Source organism: Olleya sp. 1-3, from assembly GCF_002836085.1.
Taxonomy (GTDB): Bacteria; Bacteroidota; Bacteroidia; order Flavobacteriales; family Flavobacteriaceae; genus Olleya; species Olleya namhaensis.
This window is the reverse complement of record NZ_PJBW01000042.1, coordinates 1-385: the sequence shown is the minus strand read 5'-3', so window position 1 is coordinate 385 and position 385 is coordinate 1. Positions and strand designations below refer to the sequence as shown.

Sequence of the window (385 nt, the reverse complement as noted above, 5' to 3'; positions counted from 1 at the left end):
TTGATACTAGCGTTAATAAAGTCTTTCTTTAACTCATTGTGTAGTTTTATTCCACCAGTTTTAGAGCCTACTTTTTTACGGTAGTCTTTAACCATTTTGATCATTTTTTGATGATCTATTTCTTTTTTCTGATGCGTTCTTAGTCTTTTGTAGTAGGCTTGTTTAGATATCCCAAAACATCCATAGAGCCATTTTCTTTTAAACGGTTTTTCTTCTTTAACTCTATCTCTTTTGCTAATGTTTTGGGTAGTGACTTTTTTGACATATCGACTCCTGTAATAAGTTCCATATCAGCGATAATGTCCTGTTGGAAGTCTTTTTGAAACTCAAGTTCTTCAATCTTCTCCTTTAGCTTTTTAATCTCATCGTTTTTACTCATACCCAT

General features: G+C 32.2%; 1 pseudogene. It reads right to left on the bottom strand.

Annotation, left to right across the window (positions count from 1 at the left end):
- Positions 1-139: 139 nt before the first annotated feature.
- A pseudogene (locus CXF54_RS12975) lies at positions 140-385 on the bottom strand (DNA-binding protein); the annotation flags it as partial.